The sequence below is a fragment of the Paracoccaceae bacterium Fryx2 genome (assembly GCA_032334235.1).
Taxonomy (GTDB): Bacteria; Pseudomonadota; Alphaproteobacteria; order Rhodobacterales; family Rhodobacteraceae; genus JAVSGI01.
Window position 1 is genome coordinate 937,758 of sequence record JAVSGI010000003.1, and the last position, 18,340, is coordinate 956,097.

An 18,340-nucleotide genomic window follows, 5' to 3' on the forward strand; every position below is an offset into this window, starting at 1 on the left:
TGCCGATTTTTACCCATTTCCCCGCTGCGGCCTTCCCGGACTTGCGCCCCGGCCCGCGGGCCGCATATGGTTCTGCCGACGCAACGCAGGGGTCACGACATGGAAATTCAATCGGTGGGCGTCGTCGGCGCGGGCCAGATGGGCAACGGCATCGCGCATGTCTTCGCGCTGGCGGGTTATGACGTGCTGCTGAACGACGTGAACCCCGACAGCCTGGCCAAGGCGGTGGCGCTGATCGACCGCAACATCGAACGGCAGGTGGCGCGCGGCAAGGTTTCGGCGGAAGACAAGGCCGGCGCGATGGCGCGCATCCGCACAACCGAGGTGCTGGCCGACCTGGGCCAGACCGACCTGATCATCGAGGCCGCGACCGAACGCGAAACCATCAAGCAGCAGATCTTCGACGCGCTGCTGCCGCACCTGCTGCCGCACACCATCCTGACCTCGAACACCTCGTCGATCTCGATCACCCGGCTGGCCTCGCGCACCGACCGGCCGGAAAAGTTCATGGGCTTCCACTTCATGAACCCGGTGCCGGTGATGCAGCTGGTCGAGCTGATCCGGGGCATCGCCACCGACGGGCCGACCTATGACGCGCTGCTCGCCGTGGTGGGCAAGCTGGGCAAGACCGCCGCCAGCGCCGAGGATTTCCCGGCCTTCATCGTCAACCGCATCCTGATGCCGATGATCAACGAGGCGGTCTACACGCTGTATGAAGGCGTGGGCTCGGTGAAATCCATCGACGAATCGCTTAAACTGGGGGCCAACCACCCGATGGGGCCGCTGGAACTGGCCGATTTCATCGGGCTGGATACCTGCCTTGCGATCATGAACGTGCTGCACGACGGGCTGGCCGATACCAAGTACCGCCCCTGCCCGCTGCTGACCAAATACGTCGAGGCGGGATGGCTTGGCCGCAAGACCCAGCGCGGATTCTACGATTACCGCGGCGAAACCCCGGTGCCGACCCGCTGACGCGATGCGGGAAAGCGACCGCCGGGGCTGGGAACCGGTGGCGGAAGCGGGGGCCAGCCCCCGCACCCCCGGGGTATTTTGGCCAATGAGAAGGGATGGGGCGTGGTTGTCTTCTCAGCAATCACATGACCACCGGCGCTCGGCACTGGTTGGTGCCTGCCGGGCGGCGACAGGCTTCAGGGCTGATCACCCAGCGCCAGCGTGCGCTCGCGCAGCCAGGCCATGAAGCCGCGCGGGTTGTCGGCCCATGGCCGGGTTTCCTCGCGCCCGATCGGGGTGCCGACCACCGGCGCCTGCGGCTTGTTCAGCGCATAGGCCACCTCGTGCAGCAGCAGGCCCTGCCGCACTGTCTTGGAAAGCTGGTTGGCGATCTGGTACATCCGCGAATTCTGACCCGGAAAATACACCGGCAGCACCGTGGCACCGCTGCGCTGGATCATCTTGGCGGTGAACGGGTTCCATTCCCGCTCCTCCGCCCGGCCCCACCAGCCGGGCGAGGCCGCGACCGCCCCCGCCGGAAACAGCACGATCACGCCGCCCGCCGCCAGATGCGCCATAGCCTCGCGGCGCATGTCGAGCCCGCGTTCCAGCATGTCTTCCTCATGCGGGAAGGGCACGGGAATCAGGAACTCCGACACCTCCCGGATGCCCGACAGCAGCGACCGCGTCAGGATCTTGTAGTCGGTCCGCACCTGCCCCACCAGTTCGGCCAGCACCATGCCATCGACCAGCCCGTGCGGATGGTTCGACACCACCACCAGCGGCCCGGTGGGCGGAATGCGCGCGATCTGCTCGGCCGGGGTCTGCACCGAAATGCCCATCAGCCGCAGCACCTTGCCCCAGAACGCCTGCCCGGTCACCCGCTCGCCGGCCTCGAACTGGCGCACAAGGCGCAGCAGGGTGATCTTGCCGGTCGTCCACTCCAGCACGCGGATGAAGCGCTGGTTCCAGACCCCGGGAAAGGTGCTGGAATATGACAGGTCGCGCATGTCGTAGGGGCGAAACCCCGGTTCGTCGGAAAAGCGGCTGGTCTGGGTATGTTCCGTCACGAAGCGTCAGCCTTTTATGATTCCCGCTTCAGTAGTCTTCACCGAACCGGTTGGCGACCAATGCGGCAAGCGCCTCTGCCAGCGCCTCGGCGTCGGCCCCGCTGGTGCGGACTTCAATAGAGGTTCCGCGCGAGGCTGCCAACATCAAAAGCCCCATGATCGAATCGCCCGAAACGCTCATCCCGTCCTTTGTGACCTCGGCATTGGCGTCATGTCGTTCGACCACCTCGACGAACTTGGCCGATGCGCGGGCATGGAGGCCCTTCTCGTTCACGATCTCAAGACAGCGCGCGTTCATTCCAGCCGGTCCCCCGCACCAAGATCCAGACTGTTGATGTACTTGCGCCCGGCCTCCTTGGCCAGATCCACCGCATCCGCCAGCGGAAGATCGCGCGACTTCGCCAGCTTGACCAGCATCGGCAGGTTCGCGCCATAGATCACCACCGGGCCGCGGCCATAGCAGGCCGCCATCGACAGGTTCGACGGCGAGCCCCCGAACATATCCGTTACCACCACCACGCCGGCCCCGCTGTCCACATTGCGGATCGCGGCGATGATTTCCTGCTGCTTGGCGCTGCGGTCGTGATCATCCTCGATCGCGATCGCCGCCATGTCGGCCAGCGGGCCCACCACATGTTCCAGCGCGGAAAGGTATTCCCGCGCCAGGCCGCCATGTGCCACAATCACGATGCCGATCACGCCCCGATCACCCTGCCTTGACGGGAGACGCGCCAGCCGCCCTGCGTTCCAGTTCCCGATGCCTTTTTGACACCGGCCAGCCCGCTTCCGCAAGCACGTTGCCCAACAATTCGGCGACGGCCACCGATCTGTGCTGCCCGCCGGTGCAGCCAAAGCCGATCGACAGATGCGCCTTGCCCTCGGCCAGTTGCGTCGGCAGCAGAAACTGCACGAGATCGTTCACCTTGTCGAAGAACGGCGCAAAGCGGGGGTCGGCGGCGATATGGGACGCCACCGCCGTGTCGCGGCCGTCCAGATCGCGCAGCGCCTCGGACCAGTAGGGGTTGCGCAGGAAACGGCAGTCGAAGATCATGTCCACCCCGCGCGGCACCCCGCGCTTGTAGCTGAAAGACTGCACCGAAACCGCCAGCCGCACCGCCTTGGACCGGTCGAACCAGCGCGCGATGTCGGCCTTCAGGTCGTGAGGCGACATGTCGGACGTGTCGATCAGATGGTCGGCCCGCACCCGCACCGGCGCCAGCAGGTCGATCTCGCGCTCGATGCCCTGGGCGGGCGTTTCCGCCGGGGCCAGCGGGTGGCGGCGGCGGGTCTCGGCGTAGCGGCGGATCAGCTCGCCCTGCGCACAATCCAGATACAGCACCTCCAGCGCCACCTGCGGGTCGCGGGTCAGCGCGTCGATCAGTTCGATCAGCGCCGAGGCGGCGAAATCGCGGTTGCGCACGTCCAGCCCCAGCGCGATCGGCCGCCCCAGCGGCGGGCCGTCGGTCAGGCGCGGGACAAGGCTCAGCGGCAGGTTGTCGATCACCTCGTAGCCCATATCCTCCAGCGCATTGATCGCGGTGGACCGTCCCGCCCCGGAAGGGCCGGTCACCAGCAGCAGCCGGTGTTCCTGTGTCTGGACTTCGGTCGTCATCTCGGGCTGTTCCGTCACACCTCGCGTCCCGCGAGCACATAGCGCAGGATCGCAGCAGGAAAATGGCCTCCATCGACCGACAGCACAAGGTCCAGCGCGCAGTCCAGCATCACAATGCTGCGTCGCGGCGGCAATCGGTCGCTCTCGGCCTGCCCCAGATCAACCGCCAGATGCAACGGCACCTCTGCCACCGGGTCGGCGCGCAGCAGGCCCACCCCCCGCGCCTCGATCAGCCCGACCAGAGGCGCCGGACAACTGGCCACCAGCCCCGCCCCGTCGCGGCGCAGCACGGTGCGGTCGTCCGCCACGAGTCGCGCGCCAAAGGCCATCAGTTGCAGCGCAAGGCCCGACTTGCCGCTGCCCGACGGGCCGAGGATCAGAACCCCCCGCCCCTCCAGCGCCACGCAACTGGCATGAACCACCAGCTCGCTGCCGGCGGCCGGCATCACACCGGCAAGCCGACCACGAAGCGCGCGCCCAGCGGGTCCGAGGTGATGTCGGCATGGGTCGGGCGGATGTTCTCGGCCCAGATCACGCCGCCATGGGCCTCGACGATCTGCTTGGAAATCGCCAGCCCCAGACCCGAATGGTTGCCGAAATCGCCGGTCGGGCGTTCGGAATAGAACCGCTTGAACACCTTGGTCAGCGCCGCCTCGGGGATGCCCGGCCCGGTATCCTCGACCACGATCAGCACGCGGTTGTCGCGCCTGCGCACCCAGACCCGCACCGCGTCGCCTTCCTCGCAGAACGACACCGCGTTGGTGATGAGGTTGACGAACACCTGCGCCAGCCGCGCCTCCAGCCCGCGGATGATGATCGGTTCGGGCGGCAGGTCGGTGATGAATTCCACCCCCTTCTCGGCCGCCTGCTGGCCCAGATACTCCGACAGGTTCGACAGGGTCTTCAGAAGGTTGAAGGGTTCCTCCTCTTCCTTGACCAGTTCGGAATCCAGCCGCGAGGCATTCGAGATGTCGCTGACCAGCCGATCCAGCCTGCGCACGTCATGTTCGATCACTTCCAGCAGCCTTTCGCGTTGATCGTCGCGCTTGGCGATCCGCATCGTGCCGACGGCAGAGCGCAGACTGGCCAGCGGGTTCTTGATTTCATGCGACACATCGGCCGCGAATTGCTCGTTGGCATCAATGCGGTCATAAAGCGCAGCCACCATTCCGCGCATCGCCACCGACAGCCGCCCGATCTCGTCGGGCCGCGCCGTCAGGTCTGGAATCCGCACCCGCCCGGGGGCCATCTTGCGCGCATCGCGGTCGCGCCCCAGTTCCGCCGCCGCCGCAAGGTCCGACAGCGGGTTGGCGATGGTCGAGGCCAGCACCAGGCTCAGCCCGATCGACACCAGCAGCGCAATCACGAACATCTGCAGCACCTGCTCGCGTTCATAGCGCACCAGCCGGTCGATCTCGCCCTCGGCGCTGGTCACCGCAACGACGCCCAGCACCTCGCCCGCGCGCCAGATCGGCGTGGCAACCGAGAAAAGCGCCCCGCCGTCGGGGTGGCGCCCGGTGTTCACGCTGGTCTCTCCGGCCCGCGCTGCCGGAAACAGGTCGCGCGCCAGCCCCTCGGCGTCGATCTCCGGCGCCTCGCGCTCTGCCGACGACAGCACGCCCGACACGCCGTCCCAGATCAGGTTCAGGAAATTGGTGATGATGGTCGACCGCGCCTGCCCCGGCAGGGAGCGCGGCGAGCCGCTGCCCGTGGCCAGCAGCGCACCGTAGGTGTCGAACACGAACACCTCGACCCCCGGCCCCAGGTCCACCTGCGCCAGCGTCTCGACCACGTCGATGCCATCGCCCGCCGCCATGTTGACGGCGCCGGTGCCGGGCATCCGCGCCTCGAACACGTCGGCGATCAGGCCGACCTCGGTCACCAGCCCCTGTTCGCGCTGCAGCACCAGGCTGTCGCGGAACGGGTTCAGGAACAGCACGCCCGACACCAGGATGACCAGCGCCATCATGTTGAAGATGATGATCTTGCGCGCCAGCGGCGAGCGGTTCAGCGCAACGATCCCGCGCCGCCCGCGCCCGGCACGCAGTTCGTGGTCCGCCAGGGCATCGGGGGTTTCCCAGTCCTCGCCCAGCAGCACGTTGCCGCTGCGGCCCGGCCGGGCAGGATCATCGACGTTGCTGCGGGACAGGACGGTCATGGCAGCCGTCATTCCTCGTTGTAGCGGTATCCGATGCCGTAGAGCGTTTCGATCGCGGAAAACTCGGGATCGGCGCTGCGCATCTTCTTGCGCAGCCGCTTGATGTGGCTGTCGATGGTGCGGTCATCGACGTAAACTTGGTCGTCATAGGCCACGTCCATCAGCTGATCACGGCTTTTCACGAAGCCGGGGCGCTGGGCCAGGGCCTGAAGCAGCAGGAATTCGGTCACGGTCAGCGACACGTCGTTGCCCTTCCACGCCACCGAATGGCGCAGCGGGTCCATCCGCAGGTTGCCGCGTTCCATGATCTTGGTTTCTTCGGTCACCGCCACCTCGCCGGTGGCGATCGCGTCCTGGCGGCGCAGCAGCGCCCGGATTCGCTCGACCAGCAGCCGCTGCGAGAAGGGCTTCTTCACATAGTCGTCCGCGCCCATGCGCAGCCCCAGCACCTCGTCGATCTCGTCGTCCTTCGAGGTCAGGAAGATGATCGGCATCTGGGTTCTCAGCCGCAGGCGCTGCAGCAGGTCCATCCCGTCCATCCGCGGCATCTTGATGTCGAGCACCGCCATGTCGGGCAGGCGGCGGTTGAAGGCGTCAAGGGCAGACTGGCCGTCATTATAGGTTTCCACCTCGAAGCCCTCGGCTTCCAGAGTCATCGAAACCGACGTCAGGATGTTCCTGTCGTCGTCCACAAGGGCGATCCTTGACATGGGTGGTTTTCCTATACTGCTATTTTTGCCCGATTTTTGCCACATGATCCCGTTTCCCCCCCCGAGAATCAACACTTAACTGCGAATCACCCGGCCAGACCCCAACAGGGAACGCGGAAAGTCCCAATAATTGACTAATTTGCCGCAGTCGTGCCGATGGCGGCGCCAAACCGCCATCTGGTTGCGCTAACTGCGCGAATGCGTCCTAGTCCTTCGCGGAAACGACATGTTATAGGGAACGTGACGGCACCGCCTGCGGAACTGTCCGGTATTCCTATTGGCCCAGGGTGCCGATTTCGAACCTGACGATAATGCCGCGCGAACGGCATCGGGAGCTTGCACATGACGATCGGACGGGTGAACCCAGCACAGCGGCTGGACCATCAAGGCATAACCGGACTGGGGACGGTCCACTACAACCTCAACGAACCGGCCCTGGTCGAGGCGGCGCTGCTGCGCGGCGAGGGCAAGCTTGGCATCGGCGGGGCGTTCCTGTGCTCGACCGGGCAGTTCACCGGACGGTCTCCGAAAGACAAGTTCGTGGTGCGCAGCCCGTCGGTCGAAGACACCGTCTGGTGGGAAAACAACGCCCCCATGGCACCCGAGGCGTTCGATCGCCTTCACGCCGACATGCTCGCCCACATGCAGGGCCGCGACTATTTCGTGCAGGACCTGTTCGGCGGCGCCGACCCCGAGCACCGGCTCGATGTGCGCGTGGTGACGGAACTTGCCTGGCATGGCCTGTTCATCCGCCACATGCTGCGCCGCCCCGCGCATGCGGAGCTTGACAGCTTCGTGCCGGAGTGGACGATCATCAACTGCCCCAGCTTCAAGGCCGACCCGGCCCGTCACGGCTGCCGCACCGACACGGTGATCGCGCTGAACTTCGACAAGAAGGTGATCCTGATCGCGCAGACCGCCTATGCGGGCGAGATCAAGAAGTCGGTGTTCACCCTGCTGAACTACATCCTGCCCGGCAAGGGCGTGATGGCGATGCATTGCTCGGCCAACCACGCCATCGGGAATCCGGACGATGCGGCCGTGTTCTTCGGCCTGTCGGGCACCGGCAAGACCACCCTGTCGGCCGACCCGTCGCGCACCCTGATCGGCGATGACGAGCATGGCTGGTCGGACAAGGGCGTGTTCAACTTCGAGGGCGGCTGCTATGCCAAGACGATCAACCTCAGCGCCGAGGCGGAACCCGAGATCTTTGCCACCACCCACACCTTCGCGACCGTGGTGGAAAACATGGTGTTCGATCCCGAGACGCTGGCTCTGGATTTCGACGACGACAGCCTGACCGCGAACACCCGCTGCGCCTATCCGCTGGAATACATCTCGAACGCCTCGGCGACCGGGATGGGCGGGCACCCGAAGAACGTGATCATGCTGACCTGCGACGCCTTCGGCGTGCTGCCGCCGATTGCCCGGCTGAGCCCGGCGCAGGCGATGTATCACTTCCTGTCCGGCTTCACCTCGAAGGTGGCGGGGACCGAGCGGGGCGTGACCGAGCCGCAGCCGACGTTCAGCACCTGTTTCGGCGCGCCCTTCATGCCGCGGCGGCCGGAAGCCTATGGCAAGCTGTTGCAGGCCAAGATCGCCAAGCATGGCGCGACCTGCTGGCTGGTCAACACCGGCTGGACCGGCGGCGCCTACGGGACCGGCCGGCGGATGCCGATCAAGGCAACGCGGGCGCTGCTTACGGCGGCGCTGGACGGGTCGCTGGCAGGGGGCACCTTCCGGCGCGACCCGAACTTCGGCTTTGACGTGCCGGTGGCGGTGCATGGCGTGGATTCCGGTCTGCTCGACCCGCGCTCGACCTGGGCGGATGCCGCGGCCTATGACCGGCAGGCGGCGAAACTGGTGGGGATGTTTGCCGAGAACTTCGGGCAATACGTGCCCTACATCGACGCGGACGTGAAGGCGGCGGCGATCGGCTGAACCGACGGAACCGGGGGGTTTCACACCCCCCCGGCGACGCCACGGGCGACGCGTTCCCCGCTGAAAACAGTCCACCGGACTGTTTTCCGGGCGCCTTTCACCCTGTGGGATATTTGTGCAAAGGTGAATGTGTGGCCGGATTTCACGCGTGAAACTCCGGTCATCATGTTGATCATGAATGATTTTCTTGAAGGAATTAACCTTCTGGCAAGGATCAGAGACCCAGTGCACGGCGCATCAGGTTGAGGCCGGTCAGCACCAGCAGCACCTGCGTCCAGCGCCGGAAGCGGGCCTGATCGAGGCGGTCCTGCACCGCGTAGCCGATCAGCAGGCCCGCCATGGCTGGCACCACCAGCGCGGCCGAGAACGGCAGGGTCGCGGCGTTCATCACCCCCGATTGCAGGTGGGCCAGCAGCAGCACGGTGGCGCCGATCAGGAAGATCACGCCCTGCACCCGGATGCTTTCGCGTTTGTCGGCCCCGATCGACAGAAGGTAAACCAGCACAGGCGGCCCCCAGACCCCCGACAGCCCGCCGTAAAGCCCGCCCACGACCCCCAGCGCCCATTCGGCGCGGGTGCGGTGTTCCAGTCGCAGCGCCAGCTGGCGGCCCGCCAGTTGCAGGGCGGCGAAGGCGGTGATCGGCAGGCCGAGCAGCAGCAGGAACACGTCTTGCGGGATGTCGCGCACGAACTGCGCCGAGACCATGATGAACACCACGGTGCCGGTGATCATCCGCCAGTAGGTCCGCACCGCCGCCCAGGCCGCCGCGGCGCCCTGACGGAAGGCCTGGCTGATGTTGGTGACAAGGGTGGGCAGGATGAGGCCCGCCAGCGCCACCTCGGGCGGCAGGAAGCTGGAGAAGGCCGAGATCATGATCATCGGCATGGCGAACCCCACCGCACCCTTCACGAAGCCGGAAAACAGCGTCACTGCCAGTGCCGCCCAGAACGCCGCGGGGGAAAGCCCCGCCATCACCAGATCCATGCCTGTTCCCTGTTGTTTTTCAAGCTATATGCCTTGGGCGGGTGCGGCGCACCCTCAATTCCTTGGCGACACTTTCGGTCGCAAGACCATGTCCGGACGAATATTTGTTGCGCTGCACCTGCAAAGGCCCTATCTGATCTCGCAATCGCAGCATTTGGAGACTCGCGCCATGGCCCATGATGGACAGCCGACCCGGCAATCGCCCGTGATGGCGGATCTTCTGGGGCTGACCGCAGCCGCCCTGCCGGAGGTGGAGGCGCTGTTCGTGCAGGCGCGCGAAGGCTTGCGCGGCCGGGTGACGGTGGCGGGGCGGATTTCCTCGGCGGCGCTGGAGGAACACCAGTTTGCCGCCCACGCGCTGGCCTGGCTGGCGACCTACACGGAATCGCTGCGCCAGATGCGGGCCTGGGCCGGACGGCTGGAGGCCGAGGGCCGCTTTGGCGAGATGGAGGCGTTGATCCTGCAGATCGCCTATGGCGAATACCTGTGCCAGATCAGCGGCGGCATTGCGATGAGCCAGGGGGAGGTTGCGCGTTTGCAGGACCTTGGCCTGCCCCCGGCCCAACCCGGGGCGGCGGCGGAGGCTCTGATGGCCCGGGGCAATACCGCTGCCGCCCGCACCCGGCTGGTGGAGCTGATGCGCGACAACCACGGGCGCGCGACCTTCGGCGCCTCGGGGCTGGACGAGGAACTGGAGATGATCCGCGACCAGTTCCGCCGCTTTGCCGACGAGAAGGTGGCGCCATTCGCCCATGGCTGGCACCTGCGCGACGAACTGATCCCGATGGAGATCATCGAGGCGCTGGCGGAAATGGGCGTGTTCGGTCTGACTATTCCTGAAGAATTCGGCGGGTTCGGGCTGTCCAAGGCGTCGATGGTGGTGGTGTCGGAGGAGTTGTCGCGCGGCTATATCGGGGTCGGCTCGCTGGCCACCCGCAGCGAGATTGCGGTAGAACTGATCCTCTGCGGCGGCACGGACGCGCAGAAGGCGCAATGGCTGCCCAAGCTCGCCAGCGCCGAGATCCTGCCGACCGCCGTGTTCACCGAGCCCAACACCGGGTCGGATCTTGGCTCCTTGCGCACCCGGGCGGTGAAGGTGGGCGAGGACTGGGAGGTGACCGGCAACAAGACGTGGATCACACATGCCGCCCGCACCCATGTGATGACCCTGCTGGCGCGCACCGACCCCGAGACCAGCGATTACCGCGGGCTGAGCATGTTCCTGGCCGAAAAGATGCCGGGCACCGATGAGGTGCCGTTCCCGACCCCCGGCATGACCGGCGGCGAGATCGAGGTGCTGGGCTACCGCGGCATGAAGGAATACGAACTGGCCTTCGACGGCTTTGCCGTGAAGGGCGAGAACCTGCTGGGCGGGGTGGAGGGCCAGGGCTTCAAGCAGCTGATGCAGACCTTTGAATCGGCGCGCATCCAGACGGCGGCGCGGGCGATCGGGGTGGCGCAGAACGCGCTGGAGGTCGGGATGCAGTATGCCACCGACCGCAAGCAGTTCGGCAAGGCGCTGATCGAGTTTCCGCGCGTGTCGGGCAAGCTTGCCATGATGGCGGTGGAGATCATGGTGGCGCGGCAACTGACCTATTTCAGCGCCTGGCAGAAGGATCACGACAAGCGCTGCGATCTGGAGGCCGGGATGGCCAAGCTGCTGGGCGCGCGGGTGGCCTGGGCCTCGGCCGACAATGCCTTGCAGATTCACGGCGGCAATGGGTTCGCGCTGGAATACCAGATCAGCCGCATCCTGTGCGACGCGCGGATCCTGAACATCTTCGAAGGGGCGGCAGAGATTCAGGCGCAGGTGATCGCGCGGCGCCTGCTCGACTGATCACTCGCCGGGCACGGTGCCGCCATGCGACGGGCGGCGCGCGCCCAGGCGCGGGTGCAGCCGACCGGCAATGGCAAAGGCCACGGCAAAGCCCAGACCGCTGGCGGCGAAAATGCCCGCCAGCGGCGCCGCCAGCAGCACCAGCCAGGCCGCCCCCGGCGTCAGGATGCCCGACACGTCGCGGAAGCTGGAATAGACGGCGGCCATCTCGGTCCGTTCCGACGGTTTGACCGCCATCAGGAAGGGCAGGCCACCCGCCGCATCCAGCAGCACCAGCCCGAACGACCCCGCCATCAACAGCGCCACCGTCGCCCAGGGCAGCATCGAGACCAGCGTGGCCCCGATGAACGTCGCGGCGCAAAGCGCGAAGGCGGCGCGCACCGCGATGCGGAGGGACCGGCGATAGACCAGCCGCAACATGAACGGTGTGGTGAACAGAAGGGCATTCGACAGCGACAGCGCGATGCCCCCGACCTTGTCGCTGAGACCCGCCTCGATGCAGAAGATCGGCAGGTAGACGACATAGACCCACCAGCCGCAAGAGCGCAGCACGGCGAACAGCCAGCCCGCGATCAGCCGCGGCTGGCGGAAGAACCGCCCGAGATAGGCCAGCGGGTTGGGGGCGGGCCCCCTGGCGCGGGCGATCTGCTTGCCGTTGCCCAGGCGCAGTATCCAGAACGCCGTCAGCAGCACGCAGGCGAATACTCCGGCCAGCACAAAGGGCGCAGGCTCCCACAGGCTGCGCAGCCAGACGCCCAGCAGCGGGCCGACCGCCCAGGGCGCCGCCGCATACAGCATCTGCGTCGACTGGCTGCGCCCCAGATCGGCGCGGGTGATGTAGTCCAGCACATAGGCGTTGAAACAGACGAACACCGTCGCCGTGGCCAGGGCATTGGCCGCCAGCGCCAGCGGCACCGCCACCGGCCCGCCGCTGATCGCCAGCGCCATGCCCACCAGATACAGGCAGGCCCCCGCCGTATACATCCAGCGCCGCGGCACATGGCGCGTGGCCCAGGGCACCATCAGCCCCCAGATCAGCGAGGCCACCCCCACCACGAAATAGATCTGCGACACGGCCCCCGCACCGCGCACAGCGTCGTAGATCGTCAGCGGCATCACCGAGATCAGGATGCCGCGCACCGCCGCCTCCAGCCCCGCCAGCAGGGCGAAGGACGCGACCCTCGGGGTCGGCGCGTGGCGCAGGAAAAGGGGGATGTATCTTGTGGCCATGGAGGTTCAGACCGCAGCATGGGGGGCAAACCGCCGCCCGCGTCTGGCCCCGCGGCGACATGCCGCGTCGTTTGCGGCCGAACGCCCGCGAAAGCTCAGCGCGCCAGCAGGTCCAGCAACCGCGCCCGCGCTTCGGGCAGGGGCTTGCCGTTCAGCAGCCCCAGTTCGCGGGTCAGGAAATGGCCGGTGACCGCCAGCCCCTGCCCGATCTCGGCCCGGCTGGCCGGTCCTTGCCCCAGCAGGCAGGCGGGCAAGGGCAAGAGCCGCGCCGCCCACTCCCCCGCCCCCGCCCGGCTGACCGCCCGCCCGGTGCGCGGGCTGACAAAGGCCAGATCGTCGCGCGCCCCGGTCACGGCGCAACGGCTTAGGTCGAGCCCGAAGCCCAGTTCCTCCAGCAGCAGCAACTCCCAGCGCAGATAGCGCGCGGGCCAGTCCGGGGCGGCCTCCAGCGCATCGAGCAGCGCCACGGTCGCCTGCCACAGCGCGGGGTAGGACTCGCGTTCCGGCAGCGCCGCGCGGGTCAGCGCGCAGATCGCGTTCAGCCCGGCCAGCGCCAGCCGGTCGCCCAGCACCCCGGCGCGCGACCGGACGGGCTCGGCGACATAGACCCCGATGTGATCATCCAGCCGCGCCCGCCAGCTGACATCCAGTTGCGCCCCCGGTTGCAGCAACGGCGACAGGCGGCGCGAGGCCCCGCCCCGCACCACCCCGGCATGGCGCCCGTGCGCCGCCGTGAACACCTCGATGATCGCCGCACTCTCGCCGTGCCTGCGCACCGACAGAAGCACGCCCTCGTCCCGCCAATCCATGCGCCACTATCAAGGCCCCGCCCCTGCCCCGCAAGGGCTCAGGCCAGCCCGTCCTCGTCCAGCAGGGTGCGCCCGGCGCGGTCCTCGACCTCGATCACCCAGAGGTCGGGGTCGTTGCGGCGCTGCCGGGCGATGGCGGCATCGACCGCGGCCTCCGCCCCCTCGGCCAGCACGATCCAGACCCGCTCGCCACTTGCCAGATCGAACGACCGCTGGAACGCCCGCGCCTGCCCGTCCAGCGTCGCAAGCTTCACCAGCACCGCCCCCGCCGTGGCATCGCCGCGCGCCGTGACATAGACCGGAATCCCCGCCAGCCGGAGCCGCGTGAGGTACGCCCGCACCCAGAAATCGGCCGTCAGCCGGGCCGTCAAGACCCGCCGGGCGCCAGTCGATCCCGGCGCCCCCCCTTCTTCTGTTTCCAAATATCCCCGCCGGAGGCACCCGCCCGCACCGCCTCACCGGCGGCCCAAGGCAAGAAGCCTTCAGTTGCCATCCTTGAAATCCAGCCCCATCCCGGCATAGCGCTCGGGTTCCTCCAGCCAGTTCGGGCGCACCTTCACTTGCAGGAACAGATGCACCGGCCGGTCGAGGAACTCCACCAGATCCAACCGTGCCGCCTGGCCGATCGACTTGATGGTTTCGCCCTTGTTGCCCAGCACGATGCCCTTGTGGCCGTCGCGGGCGACATAGATGATCTGGTCGATCCGCACCGAACCGTCGGGCTTGTCTTCCCACTGCTCGGTCTCGACGGTCAACTGGTAGGGCAGTTCCTCGTGCAGCCGCAGGGTCAGCTTTTCGCGCGTCACCTCGGAGGCGATCATGCGAAGCGGCAGGTCTGCGATCTGGTCCTCGGGGTAGAACCACGGGCCTTCGGGCAGCTCGCTGGCAAGCCATTGCTTCAGCCGGTCGACGCCATAGCCCTTTTCGGCGGAAATCATGAAGGTTTCCACGAAGGGGAAGGTGCCGTTCGCCTCCTCCGCCAGCCGCAGCAGGGTTTCGGCCTTGACCCGGTCGATCTTGTTGATCGCCAGCGCCACGGCCTGGCCGCGCGGAATACGGTCCTTCATGGCGTCGATGATCGCCTTGGTGCCCTCGGTCAGGCCGCGGTGCGCCTCGATCAGCAGCACGATGATGTCGGCATCGGCGGCCCCGCCCCAGGCGGCGGCAACCATCGCGCGGTCGAGGCGGCGGCGTGGGCGGAACAGGCCGGGGGTGTCGACGAACACGATCTGCGCCTGCCCCTCCATCGCCACGCCGCGAATCCGGGTGCGGGTGGTCTGCACCTTGTGGGTGACGATCGACACCTTGGCCCCGACCATGCGGTTCAAGAGCGTCGATTTCCCGGCATTGGGCTCGCCGATCAGGGCGACGAAGCCCGCCCGCATCCCTTCGCCGCTGGGCATCCGCGCGCCGTCTTCGGGTGTTGCGTCGTGACCCGGCAATTGGGGGTCCGCGTCGTCCTTCGGGTCGTGGTCAGTCATCTGTCGCCTCCATCCGCGCGAGAAGCGCCCGTGCCGCCGCCTGTTCCGCCTGCCGCTTGGTGCCAGAGCGGGCCACTTCCGTGGCGCCGTTTTCCAGCCGGACCTCGACGGTGAACACCGGCTGGTGGTCCGGCCCGTCGCGGCCCTTCTCGATATAGCTCGGTGGGGGCAGGCCGCGCGCCTGCGCCCATTCCTGCAGTGCGGTCTTGGCGTCGCGGGCATCGGGCGCCACCGCGTCGATCCGCCCCGACCAGAGCCGCAGCACCATGGCCCGCGCCGCATCATAGCCGCCATCCATGTAGACGGCGGCAATCACCGCCTCCATCGCGTCGCCCAGCAGCGCCTCCTTGCGCCGCCCGCCCGACATCATTTCCGACCGGCCGAGTTTCAGCACGTCGCCAAGGCCCAGATCGCGCGCCACCTCGGCGCAGGCCTCCTTGCGCACCAGCGCGTTGAAGCGCGGCGCAAGCTGGCCCTCCGAGGCGGCGGAGTCGGCGGTCAGCAGCGCCTCGGCAAGCACGAGGCCCAGCACACGGTCGCCCAGAAACTCCAGCCGCTGGTTGTCGGGCCGGGTGGAGGACGAGATCGAGGCGTGGGTCACGGCGCGCAACAGCAGGTCCGGGCTGCGGAAGTCATGCCCGATGCGGCCCGCGAAGGCCAGGAGGTCGGCAGACAGTTTCACACGGCGACCATCATTTCACGGCCTCGAAGAAGCGGTCGGCGCGCCAGGTCCAGAAGTACAGCATCCGCTTGCCGGCCGAGGAAAAGATGATCCGGTCGGCGCGACCGATCAGGTTTTCGGCGGGCACGAAGCCGACGCCGCCGACCGCCTGGCCGTAGCGGCTGTCCTGGCTGTTGTCGCGGTTGTCGCCCATGAAGAAGTAGTGGCCCGCAGGCACGGTGAAGACATCGGTGTTGTCGGCAAAGCCGTTGGTGTCGATGTTCAGCACATCGTGGGTGCGCCCGCCCGGCAGGGTCTCGGTGGACCGCGACTTGGTGCAGAGCCCGCCCTCACCGACCGGGCCGTTCTCGCAGCGCGGCACGTTGCCCATCGGGCCTTGCCGTTCATAGGTTTCCTCGAACACGCCTGCCGGGGTCTGCGGCACTTCGGCGCCGTTCAGGAACAGGATGCCGTTCTTCATCTGCACCGTATCGCCCGGCAAGCCGATCAGCCGCTTGATGAAGTCGGATCCGTTGACCGGATGGCGGAACACCACCACGTCGCCGCGCAACGGTTCGGAGGCGAGAATGCGCCCGGGGATCGGGCAGGCCGAGAACGGGCAGGAATGTTTCGAATAGCCATAGGCCATCTTGTTGACGAACAGGAAGTCGCCGATCAGCAGCGTGTCCTTCATCGATTCCGACGGGATCCAGAACGGCTGGAACAGCAGGGTGCGAAAGGCCCCCGCGATCAGCAGGGCATAGACCACCGTCTTGATCGTCTCAAGGATGCCGCCATCGGTTCTTGCCTTGCTTGCCATGTGTCCTGCCTGCTCTTGCTGGTTCGGGCGCTACATGCGCGCCCCTGCGGGTGGAGTCAAGTTGCGGGGGCCGGGGCGGGCAGCGCCTCGATCACCACGAAAGCCTGTGCCCAGGGATGATCGTCGGTCAGGGTGACGTGGATGCGCGCCAGATGGCCGGGCGGCGTCATCTCGGCCAGCCGGGCGGCGGCCCAGCCGGTCAGCTGCATCACCGGCTGGCCGGTGGAAAGGTTCGACACCGCCATGTCGCGCCACGCGATGCCCATGCGCAAGCCGGTGCCCAGCGCCTTGGAGCAGGCCTCTTTCGCCGCCCAGCGCTTGGCAAAGGTGGCGGCGACGACGCGGGGGCGGCCGGCGGCCTTGCGCCTTTCGCGCTCGGTGAAGACGCGGTCGAGGAAACGGTCACCGAACCGGGCCAGGGTGGCCTCGATCCGGTCGATGTTGCAAAGATCCGCGCCGATGCCAAGGATCATCGCGCGAGGTCCGGGTGCGGACCAAAATCCTTCCAAGGATTTTGCAAAAGTTTTGCAAAACTTTTGCCGCTCACGACCGCCGGGCCTCGTCCATCAGGCGCCGCATTTCCTCGATGGCGGGGCCGAGGCCGCGGAACAGCGCCTCGGCGATCAGGAAATGCCCGATGTTGAGTTCCATCACCTGCGGGAAAACCGCGAGGTCGGCCACGGTTTCATAGCTCAGCCCGTGGCCCGCGTGAACCTCCAGCCCGGCGGCATGGGCCAGGGCCGCGCCGCGGCGGAGCGCGGCAAGCTCGGTCGTGGCGGCGGCGTGGTGGCCTTCGGCGTGCAGGTCGCAATAGGTGCCGGTGTGCAGTTCGACCACCGCCGCGCCGATCCGGGCCGAGGCTTCGATCTGGCGCAGGTCGTGCCCGATGAACATCGACACCCGGCAGCCCGCCTCGCGCAGCGGCGCGATGAAATCGGCCAGCCGCGCCTCTTCCCCCGCCACGTCGAGCCCGCCTTCGGTGGTGCGTTCCTCGCGCTTTTCGGGCACGAGGCAGATGGCATGGGGGCGGTGGCGCAGGGCGATGGCCTGCATTTCCGCCGTGGCGGCCATTTCGAAGTTCAGCGGGATCGAGATGCCCGCCATAAGTGCCTCGATGTCGGCATCGCGGATGTGGCGGCGGTCTTCGCGCAGGTGGGCGGTGATGCCGTCGGCCCCGGCCGCTTCGGCCAGCAGGGCGGCGCGCAGCGGGTCGGGCCAGACCGAGCCGCGTGCGTTGCGCACGGTAGCCACATGGTCGATGTTCACGCCAAGCCGCAGTTTGCCCAGGGGTTTCATGGCCTTGTCCTTGTTTTTGTGTCGTTCGGGTCCGGTGCCCCGCCAGCGGCGGTGCCGGTCGTGTCGTCATCCTGCGCCGACCCGGCCCCGGCTGCGAGGGTCGCCGCGCGCTGGTTGGCCGCATGGATCATCGCCTTGAGCGCGCGGCGCTTGTCGATGCGGTCGTGTGTCTTGTGCGAGCGTATCTTCTGGTAGGCCCCGATCAGGGGCAGGGTCAGGTAGTAGAGGGTGAAGCTGGCAGCGAGCCCGGGCAGGATGCCGCCCACCAGGTAGGGCAGGAAGATCACCCGGAAGAAGCTGGTCAGGCTTTCCCAATGGGTCGGGTCGGCGGTGAAGATCGCAATGAGGTTGTCCCATATCTCCACCCCCGCCGAGGTGAAGGCCGCAACGATCGTCACGAAGCCCAGCGGCTCGCCCACGCCAAGCATCCAGCGGCCCAGTTCGAGCGAGGTGACGGCGATGATCGGAAAGGTGACCGGATTGCCGATCACGGTGGCCAGCAGGGCGGCCAGGATGTTGCCGCGCATCACCCAGGCCAGCAGGGCCGCCCCGAAGAAATGGAACCCGAACAGCGGGGTGAACGAGATGAAGCAGCCCGCGAACACCCCGCGCGCGATGCGGTGCGGCTCGTCCGGCAGGCGGCGCATCCGGTGCAGCAGATACTGGATGGCGCGCCGGAAGCCGCCCTTGGGGTAGAAGAAATCGCGCGCCTGCGCCAGGAACGGGCGCTTGTTGCGTTTGAATACCATGTGGTGCCCCCTTTCCCTGTGGCGGTG

At 67.3% G+C, this 18,340-nt stretch carries 20 protein-coding genes; 3 read left to right on the forward strand and 17 right to left on the reverse strand.

The genetic code is table 11. The annotated features are described in order from the left end of the window. Positions 1 to 99: 99 nt before the first annotated feature. Complete coding sequence (locus RNZ50_05555; protein MDT8854504.1) at positions 100 to 975, forward strand: 3-hydroxybutyryl-CoA dehydrogenase; 876 nt, start codon at positions 100 to 102, stop codon at positions 973 to 975. A gap of 176 nt (positions 976 to 1,151) precedes the next feature. Here the strand turns inward: RNZ50_05555 and RNZ50_05560 are convergent, their stop codons facing one another. The 7 genes from RNZ50_05560 to RNZ50_05590 form a co-directional block, all read right to left on the reverse strand. Continuing rightward, complete coding sequence (locus tag RNZ50_05560; protein MDT8854505.1) at positions 1,152 to 1,964, reverse strand: lysophospholipid acyltransferase family protein; 813 nt, start codon at positions 1,962 to 1,964, stop codon at positions 1,152 to 1,154. Between the two features lie 88 nt (positions 1,965 to 2,052). Further along, the gene (locus RNZ50_05565; protein MDT8854506.1) at positions 2,053 to 2,322 is read right to left on the reverse strand and encodes an HPr family phosphocarrier protein; all 270 of its coding nucleotides are present in this window, start codon (positions 2,320 to 2,322) and stop codon (positions 2,053 to 2,055) included. Beyond that, entirely contained in the window at positions 2,319 to 2,723 is a 405-nt protein-coding gene (locus RNZ50_05570) for a PTS fructose transporter subunit IIA (GenBank protein ID MDT8854507.1), read from the reverse strand. Before RNZ50_05570 ends, RNZ50_05565 begins: the two co-directional genes overlap by 4 nt. 7 nt (positions 2,724 to 2,730) lie before the next feature. Continuing rightward, on the reverse strand, positions 2,731 to 3,636 hold the full coding sequence (gene rapZ / locus RNZ50_05575) for an RNase adapter RapZ (protein ID MDT8854508.1): 906 nt from the start codon (positions 3,634 to 3,636) through the stop codon (positions 2,731 to 2,733). 14 nt (positions 3,637 to 3,650) lie between these two features. Beyond that, positions 3,651 to 4,082, reverse strand: coding sequence for an HPr kinase/phosphatase C-terminal domain-containing protein (locus RNZ50_05580; protein MDT8854509.1), 432 nt, complete (start codon positions 4,080 to 4,082; stop codon positions 3,651 to 3,653). Next, positions 4,082 to 5,794, reverse strand: a complete 1,713-nt coding sequence (locus tag RNZ50_05585) for a sensor histidine kinase (GenBank protein ID MDT8854510.1) — start codon at positions 5,792 to 5,794, stop codon at positions 4,082 to 4,084. The genes RNZ50_05580 and RNZ50_05585 overlap by 1 nt, the downstream gene beginning before the upstream one ends. Positions 5,795 to 5,802: 8 nt before the next feature. Further along, positions 5,803 to 6,504: a response regulator transcription factor gene (locus RNZ50_05590; protein MDT8854511.1), complete on the reverse strand. Its 702-nt coding sequence runs from the start codon at positions 6,502 to 6,504 to the stop codon at positions 5,803 to 5,805. Positions 6,505 to 6,846: 342 nt separating this feature from the next. On the opposite strand from RNZ50_05590, the gene RNZ50_05595 reads away from it, so the two are divergent. Then, complete coding sequence (locus tag RNZ50_05595) at positions 6,847 to 8,445, forward strand: phosphoenolpyruvate carboxykinase (protein MDT8854512.1); 1,599 nt, start codon at positions 6,847 to 6,849, stop codon at positions 8,443 to 8,445. A gap of 214 nt (positions 8,446 to 8,659) precedes the next feature. On the opposite strand, the gene RNZ50_05600 is transcribed toward RNZ50_05595, so the two are convergent. Beyond that, positions 8,660 to 9,430 carry a sulfite exporter TauE/SafE family protein gene (locus tag RNZ50_05600; protein MDT8854513.1) on the reverse strand — a complete coding sequence of 257 codons (771 nt, stop codon included), beginning with the start codon at positions 9,428 to 9,430 and terminating at the stop codon, positions 8,660 to 8,662. 169 nt (positions 9,431 to 9,599) lie between these two features. Between RNZ50_05600 and RNZ50_05605 the strand changes: the two genes are divergently transcribed. Beyond that, positions 9,600 to 11,267 carry an acyl-CoA dehydrogenase family protein gene (locus RNZ50_05605; GenBank protein MDT8854514.1) on the forward strand — a complete coding sequence of 556 codons (1,668 nt, stop codon included), beginning with the start codon at positions 9,600 to 9,602 and terminating at the stop codon, positions 11,265 to 11,267. Here RNZ50_05605 and RNZ50_05610 read toward each other — a convergent pair whose 3' ends face one another. The 9 genes from RNZ50_05610 to RNZ50_05650 all read right to left on the reverse strand — a co-directional run bounded on the left by RNZ50_05610 (position 11,268) and on the right by RNZ50_05650 (position 18,313). After that, positions 11,268 to 12,497: an MFS transporter gene (locus RNZ50_05610; protein ID MDT8854515.1), complete on the reverse strand. Its 1,230-nt coding sequence runs from the start codon at positions 12,495 to 12,497 to the stop codon at positions 11,268 to 11,270. It lies immediately after the preceding gene. A gap of 95 nt (positions 12,498 to 12,592) precedes the next feature. Beyond that, a complete protein-coding gene (gene recO / locus RNZ50_05615) occupies positions 12,593 to 13,306 on the reverse strand; it encodes a DNA repair protein RecO (protein ID MDT8854516.1) in 714 nt (237 codons plus the stop codon). Positions 13,307 to 13,344: 38 nt separating this feature from the next. Continuing rightward, the gene (locus RNZ50_05620) at positions 13,345 to 13,677 is read right to left on the reverse strand and encodes a DUF1491 family protein (protein ID MDT8854517.1); all 333 of its coding nucleotides are present in this window, start codon (positions 13,675 to 13,677) and stop codon (positions 13,345 to 13,347) included. 111 nt (positions 13,678 to 13,788) lie between these two features. Beyond that, the gene (era, locus tag RNZ50_05625; GenBank protein MDT8854518.1) at positions 13,789 to 14,691 is read right to left on the reverse strand and encodes a GTPase Era; all 903 of its coding nucleotides are present in this window, start codon (positions 14,689 to 14,691) and stop codon (positions 13,789 to 13,791) included. Between the two features lie 88 nt (positions 14,692 to 14,779). Further along, a complete protein-coding gene (rnc, locus tag RNZ50_05630) occupies positions 14,780 to 15,469 on the reverse strand; it encodes a ribonuclease III (protein ID MDT8854519.1) in 690 nt (229 codons plus the stop codon). Positions 15,470 to 15,479: 10 nt separating this feature from the next. Further along, a complete protein-coding gene (gene lepB / locus RNZ50_05635; GenBank protein MDT8854520.1) occupies positions 15,480 to 16,268 on the reverse strand; it encodes a signal peptidase I in 789 nt (262 codons plus the stop codon). A 56-nt stretch (positions 16,269 to 16,324) separates the two neighbouring features. Further along, positions 16,325 to 16,741, reverse strand: a complete 417-nt coding sequence (gene acpS / locus RNZ50_05640) for a holo-ACP synthase (GenBank protein ID MDT8854521.1) — start codon at positions 16,739 to 16,741, stop codon at positions 16,325 to 16,327. A gap of 70 nt (positions 16,742 to 16,811) precedes the next feature. After that, positions 16,812 to 17,564 carry a pyridoxine 5'-phosphate synthase gene (locus tag RNZ50_05645; protein MDT8854522.1) on the reverse strand — a complete coding sequence of 251 codons (753 nt, stop codon included), beginning with the start codon at positions 17,562 to 17,564 and terminating at the stop codon, positions 16,812 to 16,814. Next, positions 17,561 to 18,313, reverse strand: coding sequence for a DUF2062 domain-containing protein (locus RNZ50_05650; GenBank protein MDT8854523.1), 753 nt, complete (start codon positions 18,311 to 18,313; stop codon positions 17,561 to 17,563). The genes RNZ50_05645 and RNZ50_05650 overlap by 4 nt, the downstream gene beginning before the upstream one ends. Positions 18,314 to 18,340 lie beyond the last annotated feature (27 nt).

Excerpts from the sequence above, each read along its gene's own strand:
- RNZ50_05565 (MDT8854506.1), bottom strand. The coding sequence starts at position 2,322 with ATGAACGCGCGCTGTCTTGAGATCGTGAACGAGAAGGGCCTCCATGCC.
- recO (MDT8854516.1), bottom strand. The coding sequence starts at position 13,306 with ATGGATTGGCGGGACGAGGGCGTGCTTCTGTCGGTGCGCAGGCACGGC.
- RNZ50_05560 (MDT8854505.1), bottom strand. The coding sequence starts at position 1,964 with ATGCGCGACCTGTCATATTCCAGCACCTTTCCCGGGGTCTGGAACCAG.
- rapZ (MDT8854508.1), bottom strand. The coding sequence starts at position 3,636 with ATGACGACCGAAGTCCAGACACAGGAACACCGGCTGCTGCTGGTGACC.
- acpS (MDT8854521.1), bottom strand. The coding sequence starts at position 16,741 with ATGATCCTTGGCATCGGCGCGGATCTTTGCAACATCGACCGGATCGAG.
- RNZ50_05585 (MDT8854510.1), bottom strand. The coding sequence starts at position 5,794 with ATGACCGTCCTGTCCCGCAGCAACGTCGATGATCCTGCCCGGCCGGGC.
- RNZ50_05590 (MDT8854511.1), bottom strand. The coding sequence starts at position 6,504 with ATGTCAAGGATCGCCCTTGTGGACGACGACAGGAACATCCTGACGTCG.
- era (MDT8854518.1), bottom strand. The coding sequence starts at position 14,691 with ATGCGGGCGGGCTTCGTCGCCCTGATCGGCGAGCCCAATGCCGGGAAA.
- RNZ50_05555 (MDT8854504.1), top strand. The coding sequence starts at position 100 with ATGGAAATTCAATCGGTGGGCGTCGTCGGCGCGGGCCAGATGGGCAAC.
- RNZ50_05600 (MDT8854513.1), bottom strand. The coding sequence starts at position 9,430 with ATGGATCTGGTGATGGCGGGGCTTTCCCCCGCGGCGTTCTGGGCGGCA.
- lepB (MDT8854520.1), bottom strand. The coding sequence starts at position 16,268 with ATGGCAAGCAAGGCAAGAACCGATGGCGGCATCCTTGAGACGATCAAG.
- RNZ50_05605 (MDT8854514.1), top strand. The coding sequence starts at position 9,600 with ATGGCCCATGATGGACAGCCGACCCGGCAATCGCCCGTGATGGCGGAT.
- RNZ50_05595 (MDT8854512.1), top strand. The coding sequence starts at position 6,847 with ATGACGATCGGACGGGTGAACCCAGCACAGCGGCTGGACCATCAAGGC.
- RNZ50_05610 (MDT8854515.1), bottom strand. The coding sequence starts at position 12,497 with ATGGCCACAAGATACATCCCCCTTTTCCTGCGCCACGCGCCGACCCCG.
- RNZ50_05580 (MDT8854509.1), bottom strand. The coding sequence starts at position 4,082 with ATGCCGGCCGCCGGCAGCGAGCTGGTGGTTCATGCCAGTTGCGTGGCG.
- RNZ50_05645 (MDT8854522.1), bottom strand. The coding sequence starts at position 17,564 with ATGAAACCCCTGGGCAAACTGCGGCTTGGCGTGAACATCGACCATGTG.
- RNZ50_05650 (MDT8854523.1), bottom strand. The coding sequence starts at position 18,313 with ATGGTATTCAAACGCAACAAGCGCCCGTTCCTGGCGCAGGCGCGCGAT.